Raw genomic sequence first — 16629 nt, forward strand, 5'->3', positions numbered from 1 at the left:
TCTCAATGCAGGCGTTTGCCAATATCAGCAGGGATGTCGATGCCTTGGGACTGTGCCAGTTCGACAAAGCGCTGGTAGTTTTCGTTTGCCTTTGCGCTATCGCCTAGGGCTTCATAACCCCGACCCAGCACAAAATACCCATAGGCAGCATTAGCGTCATAGTTGACGATATTGGCGGCGACTAGAATTGCTTCGTTATGTAGTTCATAACCCAATAACCACACCGCCATTTGTGTATATTGCTGTACCGTGTCGGCAGACATCGGGTATTTTTCTAGGTAGGCGATATAGCGTTTCTGACCGCTAATATTGCTGTATCCAGAGGTATAGTCACCGTCTCCACGAGAAGTCACCCCATCAGGATTTTCGGGATTTAGATAGCTAACAATGTCTGTCAATGGACGCGCTACGTCATAAGTGATATCGCAGCCTTGTCGAGATGCTGTTGCATCCATCAAATCATACTGCTTATCGATATATTCTGAATAGGGCATTGCGAGCGCCTGCTGACAATGATAAGTTTCTGAATCAATGTCCCATTCACGTAGTTGACTTAGTTCTTGAGTGACGACCCAATTCCCTGACTGGTGAATCACATAAATATTAGATACCCCTGATTTACTAGATCCTTCTATCAAAAAACCAGATTCTGTCGCTTCAAGTGATAACGCATGATGTCCGTCGGGCATTTCGTCGTCAAGCGACAGCGTTTGATTGCCGTCGGCATCTAATAGATAGCAATGAATCTTAAAGTCCGCCACTTTAAGTTCGCATCTATCGAGCACGCCATCACCATTAAAGTCGCTTTTAATGGTGGCATTGGAAATATGTGGGCTTGCTTGGCATAGATTGATTATTGTTACGATAAAAAACGTCAATTTAATTAAGTTATTCATTTTACATGCCCCATTCATTTAAAACTTGGCGAAAAATTCTCTCTCGGGCTGTTTTTACAGACATAGGTGATTTGCCGTCATTTATTTTGTGTCAATTAATTCACGATGGTTTCGATTTGTTTGGCGAGCATGAAATCACGTTGCGATAGTGCGTTCACGTCATGGCTGGTTAGGTTGATTGTGACGGTGCGATAGCTATTTGACCAATCAGGATGGTGGTTGGCTTTTTCAGCCAGCAGTGCGCACTCGGTCATAAAGGCAAAGGCTGCACGAAAATGCTTAAAAGTAAACGTTTTACAGAGCCAGTTATCCTTGATTTGCCAGTGGGTTTGTGATTGCGCCATAGATGGATCAATTGATGCGTTAAGCGTAGCGAGTGCTGCTTGCGCCGCCGCTTCGGATAAAGCATGATGGGTGTCTGGTGTGGGTTTTTCTGTCATGATTTGCCTCAGGGGTTAGGGTGTGGTTCGTTTGCTGTGTGTAATTGGTTAATTGGTTAATTTGTTTAATTGGTTAATTGGTTTAATTCGGCTAAATAAGGTTGGATGTCGATTTGTTTTTCGCTGAGCCAAGCGTCATTAAAATACGTATTGAGATAACGCTCGCCGCTATCGCACAGTAAAGTAACGAGACTGCCTGTTTGTCTGTTTTTTTGCATGGTTTGCATGGTTTGTAGTGCGGCGTAAACATTGGTGCCAGTTGAAGCCCCGACTTTGCGACCGAGGATGCCTTGCAACCAGTGTGCGGTGGCAATCGATGCGGCATCAGGAATGACGACCATCTGATCAACGACATCAGGGTTAAAGGAAGGCTCGACTCGTGGGCGACCGATGCCCTCAATACGCGAACCAACCGCTGCGGTCAGGGTTGCGTCGCGTGTTTGGTAAAATGGATAAAAAACCGAGTTCTCAACGTCGGCGACGAGTAATTTGGTGCGTTTGTATAGGTGTGGCTTGTAACGGATATAGCGCCCAATCGTTGCCGAAGTCCCGCCCGTCCCTGCGCCTACAATCACCCATTCGGGGATAGGATGGGTTTCTTTGGCCATTTGTTTGAAAATGCTTTCGGCAATATTATTATTGCTGCGCCAGTCGGTCGCGCGTTCTGCATAAAGAAACTGGTTCATATAATAACCATTGAGGGCTTTTTCTAGGCGCTCGGATTCAGCATAAATGTCGTGCCCTGGGACTTTGACGCACTGACCGCCATAAAATTCAATGAGGGCTAGTTTTTCGCGCGCGGTGGTCTCAGGAACAACGGCAATAAATTTTAGGTTTAACAAACGGGCAAAATAGGCCTCAGAAATTGCCGTAGAACCAGAGGACGCTTCGATAATGGTGGTGTCTTCGTGGATTTTGCCATTACACAGCCCATATAAAAACAAAGAACGTGCCAGTCGGTGCTTTAGGCTGCCGCTTGGGTGTGTCGATTCGTCTTTTAGGTATAAATCGATGCCTGAGAAAAACGGCAAATCTAGTTGAATGAGGTGGGTGTCAGAAGAGCGATTAAAATCGGCGTATATTTTTTCAATCGCTTGGCAGACCCACTCTCGACAGACGTGTGATATATCCATAGGTTATTTTTAGTTTAGGTTATGTAAGGGTTGCAATAGTAGGTTATAATTAAGAATAATTGATTGGCAATCAATGTGCAATCAATATGCAATCAATCTATCCACTGATGTTGGTATATTAGCATAGAAAGCACCATCAACGTATTATGCGAACTGCAATATTAGCCGTGTTGTTGATTAAGGCGGTCGGCGGGCAAGGCGATTAAAGCGATTAAAGCAATTTGACGTGGCAGCCGTCATAAAATTGTCATAATCATCCGCTATACTGCATAGACTAACGTTGGGTGATTGATTGCGTTTTTAGCGCGTTTTAGCGCGTTTTAGCGCGTTTTTAGCGGTCGCATAGGGCGCAAGCGCAGATGGTGCTTTACGACACATGGCTTTTAGCGCTAAAGGTTACTTTAGTTATCAAGAGGCTAGGATAGTGGTATAATCGAATTAAATCAAAAATAGAGTAATTTATGAATATAGAACAACAGCCTTTTGGGCAACATATTTCAAAAAAATATGATGGAGATTTACAGCAGCTACGTGACGAAGTCATTATCATGGGCAGCATGGTCGAGCAGCAATTAAAAGATGGCCTTGAATGCCTGATGAATGCGGATTTAGAGCTGGCCAAAGCCGTGGTAAAAAACGACAAAAAAATCAATCAACAGGATTTAAAAATTGACGAGCAATGCGTACAGTTACTGGCATTGCGACAGCCAACGGCCAGCGATTTGCGGCTAATTACCTCTATCCTCAAGTCAATTACTGATTTGGAGCGTATGGGGGATTTGGCGCAGCATTTGGGCAAAGTAAATAAGCTGCTCATCAAAGATGGGGTTTCAGCGCAGCAATATGTCGAACTACGTCATTTGGGCGAGCTTGTCCAAGCGATGTTAAAAAATGCACTGGATGCCTTTACGCGGTTGGATATTGAAGGGGCCTTGCAAACCATTGCCCAAGACAAACAGGTAAACCGAGAGTACGAAGCGCTGTCGAGACAATTAATCACGTATATGATGGAAGATCCACGAACCATTAAACAAACCCTGCGTATTTTTAATGCAGCACGAGCATTAGAGCGTTTTGGCGATCACTGTAAAAATTTATGTGAGTATGTGATATACCTTGTTCGCGGTGAAGATATCCGTTATCAAGATATTGATGACGTGCGTGAAGCCTTATTAGAAGAAGGGTCGCAGGAGACCTAATCAGTCAAAAAACCAGCTTAACCAGTCAATAGTGTCGGCGAAAAAGGCATTGCTGTTTGCATTGCGGTTTCGCCAGTAATGGGCAGGTGGATAAAGTGAATTTGACTCGGTGGTTGGGCGCAGCAAAGACTGAATATGCTATTGTTGAAACGATAACTCTGCATGTATTGAGGCAAATCATCATCGTGCATGTGTCTATTATTGATATGGTTGGCTTCGTTTTTCGAAAAAACCGAGCGACCCTGTTGCTTTATGCTCGCTTCTCTTTGTGTCCATCGTTGGTAAAACAGGCTTAGCGGGTCACTGCTATGTTGAATTTCGTGTTGCATTGATGGGCTGAAAAATTTATCAATAAGCCGTTGAGTCTCTCGAGCTCGGTATTGCTCTACATCCATGCCGCAAGGTTGGTTGCTGGTTGAGATGAGCAAAAAGAGGGCATCAGCGCTATGGCTTAGGCTAAATTGGATGCCCTCAGGTTGCTTTAGCAAAGGCTTACCTAGCGCATGATAATGCAATTGATAATGTGATGAACCGACAAGCGATTTTAGCGCCGTAGCGAGTAATACGCGCCCAGAGACGAATGTTGCTTTGCGCGTGGGGTTTGGCATTGTGCTAGCACGTTGCTGGTCTGAATGAGACAGACAGGATAACCAAGGGCTAAGGGCTTTTTCGCTAGCAATTTCCTCGGTAGTAATACGTTGGCTATAATAGAGGTGTAGTGCCCCCTGTGGTTGGCGCTTTTGTTGATTGTCAGTGCCCGCTATCGCCTGGCGGGTTGCGTCAGGCGTTGGGTTTTTTTCGGCAAATGGCTTGGTTTGGTGTATCATGCTGGCTAGTTGGGGTGCGATTTAGGCATTATGTCCATAAAACGGTAACAATCATAGGGTAAACTGGGTTTCATCTAGGTGGGTTTCATCTAGGTGAAAATCGTATATAGTCTAATTATATAGTCGAATAGTATATCAACATAGTATATCAGGTTATCGATAATGGAAAAGTTTAGCATATTAGTCGTGGATGATGAAGCGGCGATAAGAGAGATGATACGTATGACACTAGTCCGTGAGGAATATGAAGTCATTGAAGCAGAGACGGCCGAAGAAGCCAAAGCCCAATTAAACAAAGAAATCGTTCATCTTGTGTTGCTCGATTGGATGCTGCCTAGTATGAGCGGTATTGATTTTGCCAAATCGTTGCGGACAGAAACGGCATATCAATATTTGCCAATTATCATGTTAACCGCTAAAACAGAAGAGCACGATAAGCTTTCTGGGTTTGAGGCGGGTATCGATGATTACATTACGAAGCCTTTTTCGTTAAAAGAAATGCTCGCGCGTGTGCAATCGGTCTTGCGGCGCAGTTATCCATCAGGGCTAGATACGGATACGATTAGCCTTAGTGGGTTGACGTTGAGTCAATCTAAGCACAAAGTCTACACCAAAGCCAACGAAGATATTCACCTAGGGCCAACCGAGTTTCGATTGTTGCATTTTTTAATGTCACGTCCTGATCGTGTTTTTTCGCGGGATCAGCTGTTGGACTTTGTTTGGGGTGAAAACATCTATGTTGATGAACGCACCGTGGACGTCCATATTAGGCGCTTACGCAAAGCACTGTCGCCTCATCACCTCGATAGCGTCATTCGCACGGTACGAGGCAGTGGCTATAGTTTTGTCAATCAGGCAGCCGAATAAACCATGATAAACCATGCTTGGGGTACGGAGTTTCGATTAATCGGCCTATTTGTTGTAATGACGGTCGTAGCGGGCTGGATTTCGCAGCAGTGGACGATCGTGATTGCCGTTTCAGCGGTGATTTATTTGGTGATGCTGTTGCGTAAATTGCACGCACTACACCAATGGCTACTATCAGGTCTTAGCGACCAACATTTGCCCGATTACGGTGGTGTGTTGGGCGAAATGGTGACGTTGATGTATCGGCACAAGAAAAAAATCGAGACCAGTAATACCGCGCAAATTGCCTTAACGCAGCAGTTCCATGAAACCATCTCAGCGATACCGAGTGCGACAATCATCCTAAATACCCAAGAGGAAATTGAGTGGGCGAATTCAGCGGCTTTGTCGTTGTTAGGGATTGATGGGCAGCGAGATTTAGGTATTAAGATTGAAAATTTGTTACGCAGCGAAATGTTTATAAAACATCTTCGTAGCAAACAAACAGAAAACTTTGAAATGATGTCGCCAGTCTCGAATGAATTAACGCTGTCGATGCAGTTAGTGCCTTATTCGCAACAGCGTAAGCTCCTTATTGCGCATAATATTTCCTCGCATATTGCGCTACAACGTTCACGCCGCACCTTTATTGCGAATGCCTCGCACGAGCTACGCACCCCGCTGACGGTTATCGCAGGTTATTTGGAGTACGTGCATAGCGATGACAGTCTGCCAGAGGCGTTAAAAACACCCGTTGAAAAAGCCATGAGTCAGGCGCAAAATATGGAACAAATCATTAGTGATTTGCTCTCGTTGTCAAAGCTTGAGAACAAACTACTCAAGAAAAAAGATATTCAGTTGATTGATTTGCAAGTGCATTTAGATAAAATTATGCACACCATTTATGCCAGTGGGCAGGTTGCAGCGCGCCAAGTAAAAATCAGCGTGACGTCAGGGCTTGCGATTGAGGCATGCGAAAAAGATTTAGACAGCCTTTGCTATAACTTGATTAATAATGCCATCAAGTATTCGGACGAACAAGGCACGATTCAGATTACTTGGCAACCCTATAATGGTGCCTATGCGATGCTACAAGTCAGTGATGATGGTATCGGGATTCCGCCTGAACATATTGGCTATTTAACCGAACGATTTTATCGCGTTGATAGCGGACGCTCGCGGCGTGTTGGCGGCACTGGCCTGGGGCTGTCGATTGTCAAGCATATTTTAGAGCGCCACAACGGCCGTCTAGAGATTAGTTCTCGCGTTGGCGAAGGCTCTATTTTTACCGCAATTTTGCCTAAAAATCCGCTGGCTTAATAAGTAACCCATTGAATTAAAAATAATTTAATTGACAAGGGCAATGCGTCAAATATGAATACTAGTTTAGCGCATATTGTAAGGCCGCAAAAGAAAATCCGCCAACCAGCAATGCAATGAGCAGGTTGTGGGTTTTTGCAGCGATGGCAAATACCAATGCACTACCAATCCAAACGATGCTGCTTTGGTTGGCGATTTGTGGTGCGACCATGGCCATAAAGATGGTGCCAGGTACGGCTTTGAGAAAGGCTTCGACCTTAGCGTTGGGTTGTTGATAATAACAAATAAAACAGTACCCTATGATGCGCCCTAAATAGGTTACAGCAGACATGCCTAGCGTTAACCAAATCAAGTTATTCATGGTCAGTGTCTCCTGTGTTTGATTGATTGGCGGACTGTTTGACGGATTGGTTGGGTAGATAAATAGCAATGATTGCCGCTGCAACACCTGCAACGACCATGTGCCAGCTTTGTGAAACGTACCGATACAGGACAATCGATAAAACGGCTGAAATCAACCACGGTAGAATATTGCTTTTCCCTTCGTACAATAACGCGAGAATAGCAACGAAAAAAGCCATGCTGATAAAATTAATGGTCTGAATAAATAGCGGGGTGCTCGGTAATAATTCACCAAAATGCCAACCTAAATACGTCGCACTAGACCAAGTGACATAAGCAGGGAGCGTTGCCGCAAAGAAAAACAAAATGCTACCACGTTGCTGACGAATCTCGCGAATGGATACCGCCCAGCTTTCGTCGGTGACAAAAAATACGCCAAATAAGGCTAATCGTGGATGGATTGGTGCAAACCAAGGTGCCATAGAGGCAACCATCAACGCATGGCGTAGGTTAATGACAAAGGTCACCATTAAAATGATGGGGTAGGTTGCCCCTGAGTTGAGTAATTCGACCATGCTAAACTGGCTGGCACCCGCATAGACGAGTAGGCTGTTTAGCCACGCCTGCCAATCGCTAATGCCCGCCTGATTCATAAACAGCCCCAGCAATCCACCGAGCACTAAAAAGACAGGCAGAATGGGCGCAACGGCGAATAGTCCAGCACGAATTGTTTCGTTGTGAGTTTGTTTTGTCATGGTTAATCACTCCACTCAAAGCATTAACGGCAAACACGCTAACAGCAATAGCGCCATCGCGATATTAAACGAGCGCCACGCAATCTCAGTTTTGAGCATACGGCCTATCAAGCTGCCAAACACAACCCATGCCGAATTGATAAAAAACCCAAAGCCAAAAAATGTCAGCACAATAACAAAAATTGACGCAAGATACGCATTACCACTTAACGTATAAAAAATAATGACATTAGTAATCATTACCCATGCCTTTGGATTGACGTATTGAAACAATGCCGCTTGCACTAATGTCAGTGGTTTTCCTTGAGTCAGGTTCTTTGAATCATCGGCATGCAATGCTTGCACGGGCGTAGTTGCAATTCGATAGGCAAGCCAAATCAAATACATAGCGCCGACCACAAACATGACTTGACGCGACGCTGGGTACAGCTCAAAAATATTATAAAAACTAAACGCCATTAATAAAATCATACTTAAACAGCCCGCATGAATACCCAGCACATGGGGGATACTGCGCTTGTATCCAAAATTGGCACCTGAACTGGTAAGCATAATATTATTGGGCCCTGGCGTACCAACCATGGTAAAGACATAAATCAATAAGGCGACCCACTGCGACAACGGATAGCTAATTTCAAGTGAATTAAAAAATGATGAAAATTGCATATAATCCTTCTAAAAGTTAAAATACATAAAAAACCATGACAATTACGTTTTTTATGGGTACAATTATTGAGTACAATTACAGATTATCACCTTTCTTTTGCAAATAAAATCCTTTTTTTGTCATGCATACAATTTGGAACATCAGCAACAGCAATCAACCGAAATACCTTGCCATAGTCACCTGTATTGAAAATGGCATTAAATCAGGTACCCTTAAACCGGGCGACAAACTCCCGCCCCATCGAAAGCTAGCGGACATCATCGGTGTAACCGTCAGCACTGTGACCCGTGCCTATGCAGAGGCTGAAAAGCGCGAACTGATTCAATCTAGGGTGGGCAGTGGCTCATACATCATGCCTACGCCACGATTTTGGTTCTATGGCGACAAAGTGGGCGACAAAATGGGCGACAAAATGGTCTATACCGACGCCAATCAAATGATTGACTTATCACTCTCAACACCGATACTCAAAAATGTTGACAACATTATGCAAGGCGTTTTGGAGAAAATTACACATAACATACCATTGCTACATAATTTAATGGCGTATCAAACCAAAACCAACATGGTTTTTTACAACGATCTATTTTGCCAATGGCTAAACCAATCTTATAACCATAAACTTAAAAGCGAAAATAGCGTTTTATCCTTAGGTAATCAGCACGCCATTTTTACCTCTTTATTGCGACTTACTCAGCAAGAGGAGCATATTGCTGCGCCTGCATTAGTGTATCCTGGTTTTATCAATGCAGCACGCAGTTTGCGATTACGTTGTCATCCGCTCAGCATGGATGATCATGGCGTTACACCGGACTCTTTAGAGGCTTTATGTCGACAATATAAAATAAAATTACTCTACCTTACGCCAAATGAACACAATCCAACCACAACGTGCATGCCAATTGAAAGACGCGAACAAATTGTTCAAATGGCCAATCAATACGATTTTTATATTCTCGAAGACGATGTGAATTTGTTAGCCCCTGAACTGACACCCCCTGCATTTGTCGATATTGATCCACAGCGCGTTATTTACTTTAGTGCAGTAACGAAAATTTTCGCGGGTGGCGTGCGTACAGGAATAATACACGCCCCCGACATACTGCATCAAAAACTGCGCGAAGGTGTCTATGCACAAAACTGGATGGTGCCGCCCTTATTATGCGAAATTGCTCATGAACTGATTACAAGTGGCCAGCTTACTAAACATGTTGAAGGCGTTCGAGCACAAATGCGAACGCGCCACCAAATGGCTGACACATATTTTCATGACATACCGCATTCACGTCGCACTGAAGGATATTTCATTTGGCTACCGATGCCAGAGAATTGGCGTGCGCAACGATTTGTCGAGCAGGCGCTAAAAAAACACGTTCGTCTTTATACCGCCGATATATTTGGATTTGGTAATATGCCTGCGCCTCAAGCCGTGCGAATTTGCCTACATGCTGATGTTACTGAGCAGCAGCTGCAATATGCCTTAGAGGTTATTCGCACGTTATATTTTGACAAAGATGCCAGCATGACCTTTGCGACGGCATAAGTGTCAAAATTAAATTTTTAATTTATAGTAACTTAGCCGATAAAAAGGGGGTTAATTCAACACCAATTTGATGAGATTGACAGCCAGCATCAATAGCAACATGCCTACAATCACTTTTTTAATAAAGCCATCGCCATATTTAATGGCAGAATGGCTACCAATATAAGCGCCAAACATGCTGGCGATTGCCATTGGAATCGCAATAGCCCAGACGATTTTCCCTGCGATGACAAAGACAACGACCGATCCGAGGTTGGTGCAGAGATTAAGGGGTTTTGCAAGCCCTGTGCCCGTTAAAAAGCGCAATCCCAACCCCCGATTGCCTGCAATTGCCATATACGCACCCGTGCCTGGACCAATCAGCCCGTCATAAAACGCAATAGGCGACAATAGTAGGGCAGCACGACGGCGCAGTTGTTTGGCGGTTAGGGGTTTGTTGGTGATTGGGTCGACAGCGATTGGGTCGGCGGTAGCTGTGGATGCAGGTGTATCGACTTGACTGAGGCGTTTGGGTTTTTTCATCATGACGACTAGCGCAAACGGAATGCAGAGTATCAGCAAAGTCACAATAACGGCATCGGCAAATAACATCACAAGCTGGCTGCCTAACGCAGCCGCTAGCAGACAAGGCAAAGCGCAATAGCCGACTAAGCGCCAAGGGATTTGCTTTGCGCGGGCATATTTAAAAACGGCGATAGACGTGCCTGCAATGGAGGCCATTTTATTGGTCGCAATAACATTAACCGCAGGCAGCCCTGTCATCAGCAGTGCCAAGGTTTGAATCATGCCACCGCCACCAGCGATTGCATCAATATAACCGGCAACAAATCCAGTAAGGATGAGTAATGCAATCACCCAGACAGAAAACTCCCCTATCCAATCAACCATTTGTCTGCCTGTTTATGGTGAGCGGATAAGTTTATTCATAAAGCGCGTCTTGGCAAATCGTGTCTTGGCAGAAAAACCAATAACCCGTGTTGGTTTGTTCGTATAGCCACGTTAACCAATTTGACGGCTGATCAAATGCGCTGACGGTGGCGTAATCCAGCGCAGGTAAATCGCAGATTGCCATGATATCTTGGGTGCTTGCCCAGTCTAGCGCAATGGGTTCACCGTTAAGGTAGAACCGTCTGTATTCAGGGGCTGCCTCGGACAGTGACGACAGATATAGGGTTTTTAGCCCCAGTGTTTTGTAAAGCGGCTTTGTTTTCAGCTCAGCAAGCCAATCCGCATAATCCCAATCGTCAGCGACAATGTCTAACTCGTGCCGTGGCGCGGAGTAATACCGCCCAATAAAGTCATTAAGCTGGTCGGTGTGGTCGGTTGTTGCCAGTAATAGTTGTTTGATGCGCGCGCAATCTTCGGCTGAAATCGCGCTATAAGCACCTGCTTGGCGTTTGGCATCGGTGAGCAACATAGGCTGCTCAACATGGTCTAGGTGATAATCTGCCCAGCCAGAGAGGAGTTCGTTGGTGTTGGTGCTTTTGTAGCCGATAGAAAAACTCATTGAGGCATTTTGGGCGATGCCTTCGTGCGCAAACCCAGGCGGGATATAGAGCACATCGCCCGCCCGCAAGACTTCATCGATGATGGCGGTAAATGGTTTGACGTGACGTAAAGTCGCACTGGCAAGGGTCTCTTCGAAATCACCAAACGCACCAACGCGCCAACGGCGATTGCCGCTGCCTTGGCAAATAAACACATCGTAGTTATCAACATGCGGTCCAACGCCACCATTTGTAGCAGCAAAACTGACCATCACGTCATCAAAGCGCCAAGCAGGAATAAAATTAAAACAATCCGCAAACTGCTGGGTGGGCAAATGCCAGTGATTGACCGATTGTACGACCAAGCTCCAGTCTTTGTCACCCAGCGCATCATAATCGGTGAATGGTCCGCTGCGTGATTGCCATGTTTGGTTTTCCCTGCTAATCAATCGTGATTCCACGCAGGGTTCGGCGGCTAGCCCTGCCAGCTCATCGGCGCTAATGGGGTCATCGAATGAAGCGCCGAATGAAGCGTCGAATGGCGCATCAAGTGGGGCGTCTATATTTGACAATGCCCCCTTGAAAAGAAATGGCTTTTGCTGCCAGTATTCGGCTAAAAAGGTCTCTCGCGTGAGCGGGGAAAAATTAAATTTCATGGGTGGATTGCATCGCTCAGTTAGTGGTGTCGCTCAGTTAGTGGGTCACTTGCACGGGCAAGCCACTTTCTTCTTCGACCACGGCTTTAATCGTAGATTCAGACACCCCAATGCTAAATAAATCCAATTTGGCATTGGCAGTCTGGATGGCATTGCGGTAGTTATCGTCAAAAGTAAGCCCGTCTTCTTCTAATGGACTATGGAACTCCATAAACAATTGATCGGCAAAATACCCGATTTTTAACGGTTGGTTGACAATATTGACGTTGGTTTTTACTGGTACGATGTCAAATAATGCTTCGATGTCTTCTTGGCGTAGTCTGACGCAGCCATGCGAAATACGCATGCCAACGCCATCGGGTTTGTTGGTGCCGTGGATAAGGTAGCTGGGCAGCCCTAGCCGCATGGCGCGTGTGCCCAGAGGATTTTCAGGGCCAGCAGGCACGACATCGGGTAGGATTTCACCCAGCGCTGCGTATTTTTCGCGAATAGAGGTTGGCGGTGTCCACGTGGGGTCAGTTCGTTTTTCAGAAATATAGGTTTTGCCGATGGGCGTTTCCCAGTCCATTTGTCCAATCCCTGCGGGGTAGGTGATGACTTTGGGTGGCTCGCCTGGCTGGGGCTCAGGGTAATAATAAAGCCGCATTTCGGGCAAATTCAGCACAATGCCCTCGCGCGGTGTATCGGGCAAGATAAACCGTGTTGGGATAACAACGGGTGTACCTGCGCCAGGATACCACGGATCGACATCGGGGTTGGCTTTGCTAATTTCGTTAAACCCGAGACCATAGCGCCGCGCAATGTCAAACAACGTCTCTTGGTCATTGGCGGCAATTAACTCGGCTTGTCCAATGACGTCAAAGCCTTTTGGTGGTAAGATATATTCGGCCGTTTTGCCCACCGAGGTGAGCAGCAACAATAAAATAGCAGATAAGCGGGCCGTGTAAATAATCGGGCAAATAATCGGGTAAATAAAACGCAATGTCATAGGGTAAAGTCAGTCTGGTTAGTTGTTAGCTATCATACGATTTTTAGTGGCAAAATGCTATCGCAAAACGGTTAAATCCGTTAAATCGTGATGAGCATGGGCGAGCAGTATGGGTGATGAAATAGGTAGGGCATAGGTAGAAAATAGGTAGCGCGGCTTGCAATATGGCTTGCAGTAAAGCTTGCAGTAAGGCAATGACACCTTCGGACAGTTTAGCAAAACATCACAACAAGCCATCACAACAAGCCATCGCAACAAGCCCTCATAACAAGCCACTACGTTAACCATCAATCAGATGACCCAATGAAGACCAAATAAAGACCAAATGAAAACCAAATAAAGATTAAATGAGGACCAAATGCAAATAGGACAATATCCACTCACTCGTCAGCGCCGAACGCGTCAGGCACCTTTTATCCGTGACTTGGTGCAGGAAAACCGCCTATCCGTCAAGGATTTGATTTTGCCCGTATTTGTCTGCGAAGGAAGCCATATCACCAAAGCGGTTCCATCGATGCCAGGCGTTTACCGCCGCAGTATTGACCAGCTATTAATCTATGCACAAGAGGCACAGGCGTTAGGGATTCCTGCGCTGGCGATTTTCCCTGTGATAACGCCCGATAAGAAAAGCGATAATGCCGAGGAGGCTACAAACGATGACGGTCTGATTCCGCGTGCGATTCGGGCACTAAAGGCCGCATTGCCTGATTTGGGGATTATCAGTGATGTTGCATTAGACCCGTATACGACATCGGGGCAAGACGGCGTAACCAACGAGAACGGCTATATTATAAACGACGCAACCATTGATATTTTGATCAAACAAGCGCTGTCGCATGCGCGCGCGGGGGCTGATGTTGTCGCGCCTTCGGATATGATGGATGGCCGTATTCGCGCGATTCGTGAGGCGTTGGAGGCGAGTGGATCGGTCAATACACTGATTTTGGCGTATTCGGCGAAATATGCTTCAAATTTTTATGGGCCCTTTCGTGATGCGGTCGGCTCGGCCGCCAATCTCGGCAAGGCAGATAAATACAACTATCAAATGCACCCAGCCAATAGCGATGAGGCGCTGGCCGAGGTGGCAATGGATATTGCCGAAGGCGCAGATATCGTGATGATTAAACCGGGTATGCCGTATTTAGATATCATTTATCGCGTCAAGCAGACGGAAAAATGCCCGACGTTTGCCTACCAAGTCAGTGGCGAATATGCGATGCTTAAAGCAGCTGGTCAAAACGGCTGGCTGGACGAAGAAAAAGTCATGATGGAGAGCCTACTGGCATTTAAACGCGCAGGCTGTGATGCGATATTGACGTATTTTGCAATGGACGCGGCAAGGCTATTATTGCCGTGATGGTTATCTTAACTTGCTTAAATCACGATGAAAAGCTTTCGTTAGGGAAAGTGCTTAATCAGGATTTTGTAGGTTATGAATGATAGAATCAGATTGGCGATGACGAAATACTCAACATAGGGGAAAGCATCATATTGCTTGGGTGAAATAAAACGAAATGCGTAGAAAATGTCAGGCACCGTCAATCCAATCAAATAAAATAAATTGACGAGTAAGAGTGTAATAAAATTTTTCATACTATGGTTAATAGTCTATCATCGAAGTTTAGTTTGAATCATTAGCCATTACAAAAAAAAGCAAAAAGTAAAGAATCACCAAATTGATTATTATTAGCGTTATTAGACTGAATATTCCCTTGCGCCAGCCCATTAACCGTATGACCTTAATAAAAAATAGCGTTGATGGAAAAGCAACCACGAAACCAGCAATAAAAACCCAAGCATCAATAAATTTTGACTCGTACAATTCAAATGTTATTATGACACTGCTGATATTGAGTATCAGCATATAAGCTATAAAAAATGGCAGTTGATCTCTTTTGATTAACATGGAGCATTCCCTATGAAAAATAGACACCTTATTTTAGCATCTATTGCGATGAAACGCTTTCGTTAGGGAAAGTGCTTAATCAGGATTTTGTAGGTTATAAATGATAGAATCAGATTTGCAATCACATGATATAACTCAACTGGGAAGTTATTGTACTGTTCGTTTGAGATGAAGCTAAATGCATAAGAAATACTAGGCATAAGCAAACCAACAAAGTAGAGCAGATTAACGAACAGTAATAGAGTAAATAATTTCATAGAAAGTTTTGCTTTTAAATTTAGTTTGAATGGTTTATGGTAGCAACCATTAGGATTAAAATAAATACTCCTATGTTAGGCAAAATTAACGCAATCAAACTAGCTATACCACGCCATATGCCGACTGACTTGCAAACTTTTATAGCAAACAAAGTAGATGGACAATTAATAAAAAAGAAGCTAATTGCAAGCCAGCGATTAATTTTCGTTGATAATGACAGGTCAGCTGCTATAATCAAACTGCCGATATTCAATGTCAGCATATAAACTATAAAAAATGGCAGTTGATTTCTTTTGATTAACATGGAGCATTCCCTATGAAAAATAGACACCTTATTTTAGCATCTATTGCGATGAAACGCTTTCGTTAGGGAAAGTGCTTAATCAGGATTTTGTAGGTTATGAATGATAAAATCAAATTTGCAATCACATGATATAAATCACGTGGGAAAATGTTGTATTGTTCGTTTGAGATGAAGCTAAATGCAATGAATTAAATTCCTCTAACCGTAGAATGATGATTAAAAATATTCTTTAATAATTATTCTACAAGAAATAATAGAAAAAATAAAATGGATAAAAAGAATGATAGCCGAAAAAAATAAACTGGGTGAGTTTATAGTGTAGCTGTGTAAAATATCTAAACTAGATATGGTAAAAAAATAAGCAATACTAATAATAATAATTTTCATAATAAAAACGATAAAAGAAAGCGATTTTTCTTTAGGTTGCAAAAGAAGTCATTAAAGCATAATAGAGATTCATAGCAAAAAAAACAAATCCAACAAATAAAGTTATAAATATTAGGTCTATTTTTTTATGTAGCATAAATGACAGGATAGCAGGTGATAAAATGATTGCGATACCATACAAGATAAAAACATCATTAACCGTATGATTTAAAATAATTTCAACATTAAAAAAGCGATTTAGCTCTAAAAAAAATAAAATACCGCTTACATTAAAAAATATGATGTAGTACGCAGCAAAAATTGTCTTTTTAAGCTGGAAACTATGTCGTATGTTAACCATTAATTGCCTCATTGTGTTACCTTTAGTATTTAGACTATTCGAGATTTTTCAAAAATAATTGTTAATCGATCGCGTCTTAACCGACATGGCGCATCCCCTATGAAAAATAGACACCTTATTCTAGCATCTATTGCGATGAAACGCTTTCGTTAGGGAAAGTGCTTAATCAGGATTTTGTAGGTTATAAATGATAGAATCAGATTTGCAATCACATGATATAACTCAACTGGGAAGTTATTGTACTGTTCGTTTGAGATGAAGCTAAATGCATAAGAAATACTAGGCATAAGTAGGCATAAGCAAACCAACAAAGTAGAGCAGATTAACGAACAGTA

General features: G+C 43.8%; 16 protein-coding genes. 5 read left to right on the forward strand and 11 right to left on the reverse strand.

The window, feature by feature from the left end:
• Nucleotides 1-2: 2 nt before the first annotated feature.
• From GCU85_RS01450 to GCU85_RS01460, 3 genes are all read right to left on the reverse strand, one after another.
• Entirely contained in the window at nucleotides 3-896 is an 894-nt protein-coding gene (locus GCU85_RS01450; RefSeq protein ID WP_152808593.1) for a hypothetical protein, read from the reverse strand.
• 95 nt (nucleotides 897-991) lie between these two features.
• The gene (locus GCU85_RS01455; protein WP_152808595.1) at nucleotides 992-1336 is read right to left on the reverse strand and encodes a 4a-hydroxytetrahydrobiopterin dehydratase; all 345 of its coding nucleotides are present in this window, start codon (nucleotides 1334-1336) and stop codon (nucleotides 992-994) included.
• A gap of 65 nt (nucleotides 1337-1401) precedes the next feature.
• Nucleotides 1402-2469 (reverse strand): PLP-dependent cysteine synthase family protein, encoded by a 1068-nt coding sequence (locus GCU85_RS01460; RefSeq protein ID WP_152808597.1) that lies wholly within the window; start codon nucleotides 2467-2469, stop codon nucleotides 1402-1404.
• Between the two features lie 461 nt (nucleotides 2470-2930).
• Between GCU85_RS01460 and phoU the strand changes: the two genes are divergently transcribed.
• Nucleotides 2931-3668, forward strand: a complete 738-nt coding sequence (phoU, locus tag GCU85_RS01465) for a phosphate signaling complex protein PhoU (RefSeq protein WP_152808599.1) — start codon at nucleotides 2931-2933, stop codon at nucleotides 3666-3668.
• Between the two features lie 17 nt (nucleotides 3669-3685).
• Here the strand turns inward: phoU and GCU85_RS01470 are convergent, their stop codons facing one another.
• Nucleotides 3686-4495 carry a 4'-phosphopantetheinyl transferase family protein gene (locus GCU85_RS01470; protein WP_152808601.1) on the reverse strand — a complete coding sequence of 270 codons (810 nt, stop codon included), beginning with the start codon at nucleotides 4493-4495 and terminating at the stop codon, nucleotides 3686-3688.
• Nucleotides 4496-4657: 162 nt separating this feature from the next.
• Here GCU85_RS01470 and phoB point away from each other — a divergent pair, with 162 nt between their 5' ends.
• Nucleotides 4658-5362 (forward strand): phosphate regulon transcriptional regulator PhoB, encoded by a 705-nt coding sequence (gene phoB, locus GCU85_RS01475; protein ID WP_152808603.1) that lies wholly within the window; start codon nucleotides 4658-4660, stop codon nucleotides 5360-5362.
• A gap of 3 nt (nucleotides 5363-5365) precedes the next feature.
• Entirely contained in the window at nucleotides 5366-6661 is a 1296-nt protein-coding gene (gene phoR, locus GCU85_RS01480) for a phosphate regulon sensor histidine kinase PhoR (protein WP_152808605.1), read from the forward strand.
• Nucleotides 6662-6722: 61 nt separating this feature from the next.
• Here the strand turns inward: phoR and GCU85_RS01485 are convergent, their stop codons facing one another.
• From GCU85_RS01485 to GCU85_RS01495, 3 genes are read right to left on the reverse strand one after another with little or no spacing between them, the layout of a single operon-like run.
• Complete coding sequence (locus GCU85_RS01485; RefSeq protein WP_152808607.1) at nucleotides 6723-7022, reverse strand: AzlD family protein; 300 nt, start codon at nucleotides 7020-7022, stop codon at nucleotides 6723-6725.
• Nucleotides 7015-7758, reverse strand: coding sequence for an AzlC family ABC transporter permease (locus GCU85_RS01490; RefSeq protein WP_152808609.1), 744 nt, complete (start codon nucleotides 7756-7758; stop codon nucleotides 7015-7017). Before GCU85_RS01490 ends, GCU85_RS01485 begins: the two co-directional genes overlap by 8 nt.
• A 15-nt stretch (nucleotides 7759-7773) precedes the next feature.
• Nucleotides 7774-8424 (reverse strand): LysE family translocator, encoded by a 651-nt coding sequence (locus tag GCU85_RS01495; RefSeq protein WP_152808611.1) that lies wholly within the window; start codon nucleotides 8422-8424, stop codon nucleotides 7774-7776.
• Nucleotides 8425-8546: 122 nt separating this feature from the next.
• Between GCU85_RS01495 and GCU85_RS01500 the strand changes: the two genes are divergently transcribed.
• Nucleotides 8547-9968, forward strand: coding sequence for an aminotransferase-like domain-containing protein (locus tag GCU85_RS01500; protein WP_152808613.1), 1422 nt, complete (start codon nucleotides 8547-8549; stop codon nucleotides 9966-9968).
• Nucleotides 9969-10019: 51 nt separating this feature from the next.
• Here the strand turns inward: GCU85_RS01500 and GCU85_RS01505 are convergent, their stop codons facing one another.
• From GCU85_RS01505 to GCU85_RS01515, 3 genes are read right to left on the reverse strand one after another with little or no spacing between them, the layout of a single operon-like run.
• Nucleotides 10020-10856: a sulfite exporter TauE/SafE family protein gene (locus GCU85_RS01505; RefSeq protein ID WP_152808615.1), complete on the reverse strand. Its 837-nt coding sequence runs from the start codon at nucleotides 10854-10856 to the stop codon at nucleotides 10020-10022.
• Between the two features lie 31 nt (nucleotides 10857-10887).
• A complete protein-coding gene (locus GCU85_RS01510) occupies nucleotides 10888-12111 on the reverse strand; it encodes a cupin domain-containing protein (protein ID WP_152808617.1) in 1224 nt (407 codons plus the stop codon).
• A 37-nt stretch (nucleotides 12112-12148) separates the two neighbouring features.
• Nucleotides 12149-13099 carry a L,D-transpeptidase family protein gene (locus GCU85_RS01515; RefSeq protein WP_152808619.1) on the reverse strand — a complete coding sequence of 317 codons (951 nt, stop codon included), beginning with the start codon at nucleotides 13097-13099 and terminating at the stop codon, nucleotides 12149-12151.
• Between the two features lie 358 nt (nucleotides 13100-13457).
• Here GCU85_RS01515 and hemB point away from each other — a divergent pair, with 358 nt between their 5' ends.
• Nucleotides 13458-14456, forward strand: coding sequence for a porphobilinogen synthase (gene hemB / locus GCU85_RS01520; RefSeq protein WP_152808621.1), 999 nt, complete (start codon nucleotides 13458-13460; stop codon nucleotides 14454-14456).
• A 41-nt stretch (nucleotides 14457-14497) separates the two neighbouring features.
• On the opposite strand, the gene GCU85_RS01525 is transcribed toward hemB, so the two are convergent.
• The gene (locus GCU85_RS01525; RefSeq protein WP_152808622.1) at nucleotides 14498-14692 is read right to left on the reverse strand and encodes a hypothetical protein; all 195 of its coding nucleotides are present in this window, start codon (nucleotides 14690-14692) and stop codon (nucleotides 14498-14500) included.
• Nucleotides 14693-16629: the final 1937 nt, after the last annotated feature.

Source organism: Ostreibacterium oceani, from assembly GCF_009362845.1.
Classification (GTDB): domain Bacteria; phylum Pseudomonadota; class Gammaproteobacteria; order Cardiobacteriales; family Ostreibacteriaceae; genus Ostreibacterium; species Ostreibacterium oceani.

Excerpts from the sequence above, each read along its gene's own strand:
- phoU (WP_152808599.1), top strand. The coding sequence starts at position 2,931 with ATGAATATAGAACAACAGCCTTTTGGGCAACATATTTCAAAAAAATAT.
- hemB (WP_152808621.1), top strand. The coding sequence starts at position 13,458 with ATGCAAATAGGACAATATCCACTCACTCGTCAGCGCCGAACGCGTCAG.
- GCU85_RS01485 (WP_152808607.1), bottom strand. The coding sequence starts at position 7,022 with ATGAATAACTTGATTTGGTTAACGCTAGGCATGTCTGCTGTAACCTAT.
- GCU85_RS01450 (WP_152808593.1), bottom strand. The coding sequence starts at position 896 with ATGAATAACTTAATTAAATTGACGTTTTTTATCGTAACAATAATCAAT.
- GCU85_RS01495 (WP_152808611.1), bottom strand. The coding sequence starts at position 8,424 with ATGCAATTTTCATCATTTTTTAATTCACTTGAAATTAGCTATCCGTTG.
- GCU85_RS01510 (WP_152808617.1), bottom strand. The coding sequence starts at position 12,111 with ATGAAATTTAATTTTTCCCCGCTCACGCGAGAGACCTTTTTAGCCGAA.
- GCU85_RS01505 (WP_152808615.1), bottom strand. The coding sequence starts at position 10,856 with ATGGTTGATTGGATAGGGGAGTTTTCTGTCTGGGTGATTGCATTACTC.
- phoR (WP_152808605.1), top strand. The coding sequence starts at position 5,366 with ATGATAAACCATGCTTGGGGTACGGAGTTTCGATTAATCGGCCTATTT.
- GCU85_RS01460 (WP_152808597.1), bottom strand. The coding sequence starts at position 2,469 with ATGGATATATCACACGTCTGTCGAGAGTGGGTCTGCCAAGCGATTGAA.
- GCU85_RS01490 (WP_152808609.1), bottom strand. The coding sequence starts at position 7,758 with ATGACAAAACAAACTCACAACGAAACAATTCGTGCTGGACTATTCGCC.
- GCU85_RS01525 (WP_152808622.1), bottom strand. The coding sequence starts at position 14,692 with ATGAAAAATTTTATTACACTCTTACTCGTCAATTTATTTTATTTGATT.
- phoB (WP_152808603.1), top strand. The coding sequence starts at position 4,658 with ATGGAAAAGTTTAGCATATTAGTCGTGGATGATGAAGCGGCGATAAGA.
- GCU85_RS01470 (WP_152808601.1), bottom strand. The coding sequence starts at position 4,495 with ATGATACACCAAACCAAGCCATTTGCCGAAAAAAACCCAACGCCTGAC.
- GCU85_RS01455 (WP_152808595.1), bottom strand. The coding sequence starts at position 1,336 with ATGACAGAAAAACCCACACCAGACACCCATCATGCTTTATCCGAAGCG.
- GCU85_RS01500 (WP_152808613.1), top strand. The coding sequence starts at position 8,547 with ATGCATACAATTTGGAACATCAGCAACAGCAATCAACCGAAATACCTT.
- GCU85_RS01515 (WP_152808619.1), bottom strand. The coding sequence starts at position 13,099 with ATGACATTGCGTTTTATTTACCCGATTATTTGCCCGATTATTTACACG.